The sequence below is a fragment of the Bacillus sp. AR4-2 genome, from assembly GCF_008274865.1.
Taxonomy (GTDB): domain Bacteria; phylum Bacillota; class Bacilli; order Bacillales; family Bacillaceae_G; genus Bacillus_A; species Bacillus_A cereus.
In genome coordinates this window covers 85,001-87,500 of record NZ_CP031062.1, presented here as the reverse complement: position 1 = coordinate 87,500, position 2,500 = coordinate 85,001, and the positions used below count along the sequence as shown (strand labels likewise).

The following is a 2,500-nucleotide window of genomic DNA, read 5'->3' as shown; positions in this document are numbered from 1 at the left end:
CCCCAAACAAGTATCGGGAAGACAGGATTTGAACCTGCGACCCCCTGGTCCCAAACCAGGTGCTCTACCAAGCTGAGCCACTTCCCGAAAGAAAACGCGCCCGAGAGGAGTCGAACCCCTAACCTCTTGATCCGTAGTCAAACGCTCTATCCAATTGAGCTACGGGCGCATATGGTGCCGAGGGCGGGGGTCGAACCCGCACGGTGGTCACCCACCGCAGGATTTTAAGTCCTGTGCGTCTGCCTGTTCCGCCACCCCGGCATGTCATATTGAAAATTGGAGCGGAAGACGGGATTCGAACCCGCGACCCCAACCTTGGCAAGGTTGTATTCTACCACTGAACTACTTCCGCAAGACATGTTTGAGATATTTTATTAAAAGTGCGGGTGAAGGGAGTCGAACCCCCACGCCAAAGGCGCTAGATCCTAAGTCTAGTGCGTCTGCCAATTCCGCCACACCCGCATATTAATTTATTTAAGAAAAATGGGGCGACTGATGGGAATCGAACCCACGAATGCCGGAGCCACAATCCGGTGCGTTAACCACTTCGCCACAACCGCCATGATTTCTGGTGCCGACTAGAGGACTTGAACCCCCAACCTACTGATTACAAGTCAGTTGCTCTACCAATTGAGCTAAGTCGGCTAAATGGTGGAGGATGACGGGATCGAACCGCCGACCCCCTGCTTGTAAGGCAGGTGCTCTCCCAGCTGAGCTAATCCTCCGGATTGCCTGGCAACGTCCTACTCTCACAGGGACAAGGTCCCAACTACCATCGGCGCTAGAGAGCTTAACTTCCGTGTTCGGTATGGGAACGGGTGTGGCCTCTCTGCCATCATTACCAGACTGTATTCATTTAAGACAAGAATCATTGTAACTCATTTAACTTTTAAAGTCAACAAGTTTTTTATATTCTTTCAAAACTAGATAACATTGCTTCATATTATATGGTTAAGTCCTCGATCTATTAGTATTCGTCAGCTCCACATGTCACCATGCTTCCACCTCGAACCTATCAACCTGATCATCTTTCAGGGATCTTACTAGCTTACGCTATGGGAAATCTCATCTTGAGGGGGGCTTCATGCTTAGATGCTTTCAGCACTTATCCCTTCCGCACATAGCTACCCAGCTATGCCCTTGGCAGAACAACTGGTACACCAGCGGTGCGTCCATCCCGGTCCTCTCGTACTAAGGACAGCTCCTCTCAAATTTCCTACGCCCACGACGGATAGGGACCGAACTGTCTCACGACGTTCTGAACCCAGCTCGCGTACCGCTTTAATGGGCGAACAGCCCAACCCTTGGGACCGACTACAGCCCCAGGATGCGATGAGCCGACATCGAGGTGCCAAACCTCCCCGTCGATGTGGACTCTTGGGGGAGATAAGCCTGTTATCCCCGGGGTAGCTTTTATCCGTTGAGCGATGGCCCTTCCATGCGGAACCACCGGATCACTAAGCCCGACTTTCGTCCCTGCTCGACTTGTAGGTCTCGCAGTCAAGCTCCCTTATGCCTTTGCACTCTACGAATGATTTCCAACCATTCTGAGGGAACCTTTGGGCGCCTCCGTTACACTTTAGGAGGCGACCGCCCCAGTCAAACTGCCCACCTGACACTGTCTCCCGGGTCGATAAGACCCGTAGGTTAGAATTTCAATACAGTCAGGGCGGTATCCCACCAGCGCCTCCACCGAAGCTAGCGCTCCGGTTTCAATGGCTCCCGCCTATCCTGTACAAACTGTACCAAAATTCAATATCAGGCTACAGTAAAGCTCCACGGGGTCTTTCCGTCCTGTCGCGGGTAACCTGCATCTTCACAGGTACTATAATTTCACCGAGTCTCTGGTTGAGACAGTGCCCAAATCGTTACACCTTTCGTGCGGGTCGGAACTTACCCGACAAGGAATTTCGCTACCTTAGGACCGTTATAGTTACGGCCGCCGTTTACTGGGGCTTCAGTTCAGAGCTTCGCTTACGCTAACCCCTCTCCTTAACCTTCCAGCACCGGGCAGGTGTCACCCCCTATACTTCGCCTTACGGCTTCGCAGAGAGCTGTGTTTTTGCTAAACAGTCGCTTGGGCCTATTCACTGCGGCTTTCCGTTAAGAAAGCACCCCTTCTCCCGAAGTTACGGGGTCATTTTGCCGAGTTCCTTAACCAGAGTTCTCTCGCACACCTTAGGATTCTCTCCTCGCCTACCTGTGTCGGTTTGCGGTACAGGCACCTTTTATCTCGCTAGAAGCTTTTCTTGGCAGCGGGGAATCAAAGACTTCGCTCCATAAGGAGCTTCCCCATCACAGCTCAGCCTTCACGATAAGCGGATTTGCCTACTTATCAGCCTAACTGCTTGGACGTGCACAACCAATCGCACGCTTCTTCTATCCTTCTGCGTCCCTCCATTGCTCAAACGATAAAGAGGTGGTACAGGAATATCAACCTGTTGTCCATCGCCTACGCCTGTCGGCCTCGGCTTAGGTCCTGACTAACCCTGAGCGGACG

The 2,500-nt window shown here is 52.3% G+C and carries 9 tRNA genes and 2 rRNA genes (2 of these 11 cut by a window edge); all 11 read right to left on the bottom strand.

The annotated features are described in order from the left end of the window. Window positions 1-4: transfer RNA gene (locus DN399_RS00495), tRNA-Ala, on the bottom strand; it reaches 72 nt to the left of the window's first position. A 9-nt stretch (window positions 5-13) separates the two neighbouring features. Further along, window positions 14-87 (bottom strand) — tRNA-Pro (locus tag DN399_RS00490). Window positions 88-95: 8 nt separating this feature from the next. Beyond that, window positions 96-169: transfer RNA gene (locus DN399_RS00485), tRNA-Arg, on the bottom strand. A gap of 3 nt (window positions 170-172) precedes the next feature. Next, window positions 173-261: transfer RNA gene (locus DN399_RS00480), tRNA-Leu, on the bottom strand. Between the two features lie 16 nt (window positions 262-277). Further along, a tRNA-Gly gene (locus tag DN399_RS00475) sits at window positions 278-352 on the bottom strand. Between the two features lie 29 nt (window positions 353-381). Further along, a tRNA-Leu gene (locus DN399_RS00470) sits at window positions 382-462 on the bottom strand. Between the two features lie 22 nt (window positions 463-484). Beyond that, window positions 485-560: transfer RNA gene (locus DN399_RS00465), tRNA-His, on the bottom strand. Between the two features lie 9 nt (window positions 561-569). Further along, window positions 570-645: transfer RNA gene (locus tag DN399_RS00460), tRNA-Thr, on the bottom strand. 4 nt (window positions 646-649) lie between these two features. After that, window positions 650-725 (bottom strand) — tRNA-Val (locus DN399_RS00455). Window positions 726-730: 5 nt separating this feature from the next. Then, window positions 731-846: ribosomal RNA gene (gene rrf / locus DN399_RS00450) — 5S ribosomal RNA — on the bottom strand. A gap of 101 nt (window positions 847-947) precedes the next feature. Further along, window positions 948-2,500 (bottom strand): 23S ribosomal RNA (locus DN399_RS00445) (it continues 1,369 nt past the right edge of the window).